5 protein-coding genes and 1 pseudogene are annotated in these 5,246 nt (G+C 63.9%); 4 read left to right on the plus strand and 2 right to left on the minus strand.

What is annotated here, in order from left to right:
- Window positions 1–114: 114 nt before the first annotated feature.
- Window positions 115–1,392 (minus strand): annotated as a pseudogene (locus G3T14_RS22970) (erythromycin esterase family protein); the annotation flags it as partial.
- Window positions 1,393–1,673: 281 nt separating this feature from the next.
- The gene (locus G3T14_RS22975) at window positions 1,674–2,603 is read right to left on the minus strand and encodes a LysR family transcriptional regulator (protein ID WP_163644821.1); all 930 of its coding nucleotides are present in this window, start codon (window positions 2,601–2,603) and stop codon (window positions 1,674–1,676) included.
- A gap of 158 nt (window positions 2,604–2,761) precedes the next feature.
- Between G3T14_RS22975 and G3T14_RS22980 the strand changes: the two genes are divergently transcribed.
- The 4 genes from G3T14_RS22980 to G3T14_RS22995 all read left to right on the plus strand — a co-directional run.
- Window positions 2,762–3,328 (plus strand): OsmC family protein, encoded by a 567-nt coding sequence (locus tag G3T14_RS22980; RefSeq protein WP_163644822.1) that lies wholly within the window; start codon window positions 2,762–2,764, stop codon window positions 3,326–3,328.
- 77 nt (window positions 3,329–3,405) lie between these two features.
- Window positions 3,406–4,503 carry a sensor histidine kinase gene (locus G3T14_RS22985; protein WP_163644823.1) on the plus strand — a complete coding sequence of 366 codons (1,098 nt, stop codon included), beginning with the start codon at window positions 3,406–3,408 and terminating at the stop codon, window positions 4,501–4,503.
- 139 nt (window positions 4,504–4,642) lie between these two features.
- Complete coding sequence (locus tag G3T14_RS22990; protein ID WP_163644824.1) at window positions 4,643–4,861, plus strand: hypothetical protein; 219 nt, start codon at window positions 4,643–4,645, stop codon at window positions 4,859–4,861.
- Window positions 4,862–4,912: 51 nt separating this feature from the next.
- Window positions 4,913–5,246: cyclic nucleotide-binding domain-containing protein (locus G3T14_RS22995; RefSeq protein WP_163644825.1), on the plus strand; the 334-nt coding region annotated here is incomplete at its 3' end.

A 5,246-nucleotide genomic window follows, 5' to 3' on the forward strand; every position in this document is an offset into this window, starting at 1 on the left:
TCACAGGCGGAGTCAGGCCGTCAACGACAAGGGTTCAAACTGATAGATGCTCAGGGAGGCTTCTCTCCGTTTCGCGCCTTAGACTTGACGACGGAATACGGTGGAGCCGACACATCAAAGGCCGAAGGGATAAGTCTCATCCTCGCCGGCGGTGATCGTGGTCGGTAAAGGTGTCACCGCCGTCGTCTCGTCAAACCATACGAAGGCGTCATACTGCTCGGGAAGCGTGGCGAAGGCGTAATGGCTCCCACGCTCGGTCTCGGGCCGGTAGATCACGCCAATGTAGCGTTCGAGCCGAGGCTGGGCCAAGGCGTGACGGAGATCGTCATGCCGCCCTGTCCGCAGGTCCAGCATGAAGCGCTCGACACCGACCTCGTGGCACAAGGCCTCGTAGCTGTCCGGATGGGATGGTCTTACGGTCTTGATCTCCATCGCCCCATCCCAGTCCGTCGCTGCCGCGACGGTGCCTGAATGGGTGCCGAAGCCGATAAGCGCAGCATCGCGGCCATAAGCCTGTCGACATAGCTGGCCGATGTTCAATTCACCGCGCTGCTTCCCCATGTCGGTGAAACGCGCATCGCCGATATGGGAATTGTGCGCCCAGATCACGGCTTTCCTGACGGGCCCCGGTCGAGCCAGGATGTTTTGTAGCGTTTGGAACATGTGTTGGTCACGTTGATTCCAAGACAGGCTTGAGCCGAAATACATGGCCCGGTAGTAGACTTCGGCGTCAGCGACGAGACGGGCGTTCTGCGCGGCGTCGAAAAACTGTGAGCTGTCACTCTTGGCGTATTCGAGTTCCTTCTTGAGCAGATCGACGAGAGTGCGGGTGACCGGGATCTCGCAGAGTGCATAGCCTTCGGTCAGCGATGCCTGGCCATAGGCCGCGGGTTTCCGCGACCATGGCGTCAAGCACGCATAGCGCTCCCGAGCCACCACCGCGGCAGCGGGATCCACCCGGTCCAGATACGAGAGGACGGCAGCCATCGAGGCTGACATGCTGTAGAGATCCAGGCCATAGAAGCCGACCTTCTCGTCGGCGGACTTGGCCGCGTTATGGCTTCGCAGAAAGCCGATGAAGTCGGCGACATCGGTGTTGCGCCACATCCATGCCGGGAAGCGGGTGAACGGCGTCCAGCCCTTCGGTGAAGGCGGCTGGACCTGATCATTCCGAACGGAGCGATTGATCGCGGCGGCGTCCGGCCAGTCGGCCTCGACCGCAACGATCGTGAATCCGTGCTTTTCGATCAAGCGACGGGTGATGGCGGCGCGGGCGCGATAAAACTCGGAAGTGCCATGCGAGGCCTCTCCGAGCAGTACGACGCGGGACTGCGCAAATCGATCGAAGGCCAGGCTAAAGTCCGAGTCGTCCAGCGCGGGTAACGGCTCGGCGCACGCCCTCAGCACGGCTGCCGTCGACATCTGGATCGGGGGATCGGCGAGGTCCATTGGACGCCTCCTTGAGTCATAGGGCGCGGTATGCCGCCGCCACGATTTGTGGTCGTGGTCGCCTTGGGGATGCGGACCTTGTCGCCGTCGAGGCCCCGGCCGGGGAGGTGATGCGATCTGTCGGCGCTTCCGTTACTAGGCCCGTCGCCGACGTACGCCCTCAAGCGAGTTCGGATATCCGCTATGCAAGTCTGCATGCAGCCAGACGGAGCTTGCCCGGCGGGTCACCCGGCCACGGTCCGGATTTCCTGTTCGCTTGAATCGATGGGTTGAAGGATCGAGGCGAGTTCACGGATGCATTCGGTGATGTGCGTCAGCACCACCCGGATCCGCGGGGTATCGCGGTTGTCCTTGTGGACCAGCAGCAGGATGTCGGCGCCGGGGGGCTCGGTTGGGACCGCGATCCGGGTCAGTCTCGACTCCTCGTCGCCGCGGAAGCGAGCCAGGCAGGCCAGGCCGCCGCCGTTGGCGGCCGCGAGCACGGCGGCCTCATGGCTGCTGGTCTGCAGGACCACCGTGGCCCTTGAGGCCAGGTCGGTGAGCCAGGCGGACTGGGTCATCTCCTGGGTGTCGTCGAGCTGGGTGATGAGGCGATGCCCGGAGCAGCCGTCCTCGACGTCCAAAATGCCCTGCTCCCTGACGTAGTCCGGCGTCGCGTAGATGCCGAAGCCGATGCCGCCGATGCGGCGCACGACGAGGTCGTGCTGCTCGGGCTGCCTTAGGCGCAAGGAAATGTCGGCCTCCCGCATCGCCAGGCTGAGTTCCCGCGGGTTGGGGATGAGCTCGATCATGATGTCGGGATGCTGCTGGTGCAGCCGGGCGAAACTCGGCGCCAGCACATGAGCGGCCAGAGTCTCTGCGCAGGTCACCCGAACCAGGCCCCGGAGACGGGTGTCGCGCCCGGTCACGTCGCGTTCCAACGCCAACGCCTCCGCTTCCAGGCGTTCGGCCTTCTCCCGGACATCGGCGCCGGCCAAGGTCAGCACGTAGCCGTCGGGGGTACGATTGAGCAGGCGCACCGCGAGGGTCGCCTCCAACGTGTTCAGGCGCCGACCCACGGTGGACTGCGAGACATGCAGCACCTTTGCGGCCGCGGAGAGGGTGCCGTGCCGCGCGAGGGCCAGGAAGAACCTCAGGTCGTCCCAGTCTAACATGCGCTGCCCGCAATCCATTTTTGCATTTCCAGTCGTCATTTTTGATAATAAAATGCAACAAAATGCAGTCTATGCTTACGCGCGATAAATAACCACGGCATAATTGTTTTCATGGCTTGAGAATTTTGATGTCGCCGGACCGTGCGCAAGAGAATTCCATGGCACTGCCACCAGCGAGACCTAGCCCGACGGGCCCCGCATCCATCGACAGGCGCGAGCTTCAGGCCGTCATCGACAAGGGAAAGGCCGATCCGACCGCCGTCCGGACCCTGCGGTGCCGGACGGTCGCGCAGGGACGATTGAGCCAGCTCAACTACATCCGGAACCTGCCGCCGCAGCCGGTGATGGAGGACGAGCCCGAGGGACTCCTCGGCGAGAGCACCGCGCCGAACGCCTCCGAGGCCCTGCTCGCCGCCCTGGGCTCGTGCCTGTCCATCGGCATCCACGCCAATGCCCTGGCGCAGGGCATCCCGATCCGCTCGCTGGAACTTAACGTCGAGGCCGACATCAACATGACCTCGGTCTGGGGGAGCGGCGACATCCATCCGAAAACCATCGGGTTCGAGAGCATCCGGGTCGCGGTGAAGTTGGATGCGGACGCCTCGCGGAAGGTATTGGCGGCGCTCATCAAGCACACGGTGCTATGGTCACCGGTGGCCAACACCCTGCACAACCCGGTCCATCTCGACGTCGCCCTCGCACCCGCCGTTGCCAACGCCGCGTGAAACGAAACCGGTCATGACCGACACTTCGTTTCTGCACACGAGCGGACATCATCGAACAATGCCGTTCGGGGGAAGAAATGGGGCAGATTCCGTTCCACGACCCCCAGCCTGATATATCCTCGACCCTAGGGCTGGATGGAGTTGTGATCCTCGACCGTCTCGTAACGGAAGCGAAGACCCACGCGGTGGCACTGGCCATGAGCGAAGAGCGCCTGCGCTTCACTCAGGAAGCCGGGCGAATCGGATCGTGGACGCTCGATATCGCGACGATGTCGCTCGATGCATCGGAGGGATGCAAGGCGAACTTCGGTCGTGATCCCAAGGCCGCCTTCACCTACGAGGCCTGGATCGAGGGAGTTCATTCAGATGACAGGACGCGCATGAAGGCGGCGGTCTCGGACGCCATCGCCGGGCAGAGCCACTACGACCACGAGTTCCGGATCACGTACCCGGGCGGCGCCGTCCACTGGATCCATGCCCGGGGCCGCGCCTCCTACCAACCGGACGGCACGCCCCTGACCATCGCTGGCATCTCCCTCGACATCACCGACCGCAAGCGCGTCGAGGATCATCGGGACCTGCTGGCGAAGGAGCTGGCCCACCGGGTCAAGAACACCCTCGCGACGGTTCAGTCGATCATCCGCCATACCCTCCGAACCTCAGCCTCCTTGGAGGACGCCGAGGCCCTGCTTGAGTCCCGCATCGTTGCGCTCGCGGCCGCCCACGAGGTGCTCATCCGCGACACCTGGGAAGGCGCGACCCTCGGCGATGTCGTCGCCGTGGCGCTGCGTCCGTTTGGGGCAGAGCAGGCGGATCGCTTCACGTTCGACGGACCCGTTGTACAGCTGACCTCCCGGGTCGCACTCGCCTTCGCGATGGCGCTGCACGAACTTGCAACCAACGCGGTCAAGTACGGTGCCTTTTCCACGGATGTGGGAAGGGTTCTGCTGATGTGGGACATCCTCGACGGGGTCGGCTCGGACCGCCTGCGCTTCCGTTGGCAGGAAACCGGCGGTCCTCCGGTCCTGTCGCCAACCCGGACCGGCTTCGGAACCCGCATGATCGAGCGCGCGCTCGCGGTCGAGATCGGCGGAGCTGCCGACATCGCGTACCACCCTGCCGGCATCCACTTCACGGCTGTGGCGCCGCTCCACGGAATTTCCGGGGACGTATGACCGGAGAGCGTGCGTCTCGGAAACCAGGCCGCGCAAATCTGCGGGTTCCGGTCCCCGTATTTGGTTCCGTTCCTTGCCGTCGCAGGCGCGTTGTCCCGATGCGGAGCCTGAAGTCGGCAGCTCATACCGCGAGGTAACGATGTCCGAAGCCGATGCGTATTCCGTCCTCGCCAGATCGGTCGTGACCGTTCGTAAGCGGGAAGGCGACGGTCGTGATTGGGACGACAGGACGGTCCGGTTGGCTGCCGGGGTCCTGCAGCGCGCCTTCAAGCTCGACGAGGAGGCACGGAATGCCTTCCTCGATCTCGCCCGGCACGCGGAGCGGATGCAAGCCACCGAACGCTGGCGGGGACGCTGAAGAAAGACCCTTTTAGAATATTCGCCAAGCCCGAACCGGAAGGACAGTCCCATGTCGATCCATTCATTGCCGGCTGGTCTCGCGACCTATCCACCTATTCCGCTCGCGCACCTGAACGATGGCGCCGGCAAGATCCGTCTCATCAGTCTGGCTACGGCTCTCCCATTGGCCGAGCGTGATGCCATGGAGCCATTGAGTCGGCGGGTTGCGCTAGACCAGAAGGAGACCCTGTACGGTCAGGACGAGCCCGCGGTCTCGGTCTTCAACGTCACCTCCGGCGCCCTTCGCCTCTATCGCCTGCTTCCTGACGGACGCCGCATGGTCACCGGATTCGCCTTCCCTGGCGACTTCCTCGGCCTTTCCCTTCTCGACCGGTTCGCCGTCT

Source organism: Methylobacterium sp. BTF04 (assembly GCF_010692745.1).
In the GTDB taxonomy this organism is placed as follows: Bacteria; Pseudomonadota; Alphaproteobacteria; order Rhizobiales; family Beijerinckiaceae; genus Methylobacterium.

What these genes read in the sequence shown, in the direction of transcription:
- G3T14_RS22985 (WP_163644823.1), top strand. Translation starts at nt 3,406, where the DNA reads ATGGGGCAGATTCCGTTCCACGACCCCCAGCCTGATATATCCTCGACC.
- G3T14_RS22990 (WP_163644824.1), top strand. Translation starts at nt 4,643, where the DNA reads ATGTCCGAAGCCGATGCGTATTCCGTCCTCGCCAGATCGGTCGTGACC.
- G3T14_RS22975 (WP_163644821.1), bottom strand. Translation starts at nt 2,603, where the DNA reads ATGTTAGACTGGGACGACCTGAGGTTCTTCCTGGCCCTCGCGCGGCAC.
- G3T14_RS22980 (WP_163644822.1), top strand. Translation starts at nt 2,762, where the DNA reads ATGGCACTGCCACCAGCGAGACCTAGCCCGACGGGCCCCGCATCCATC.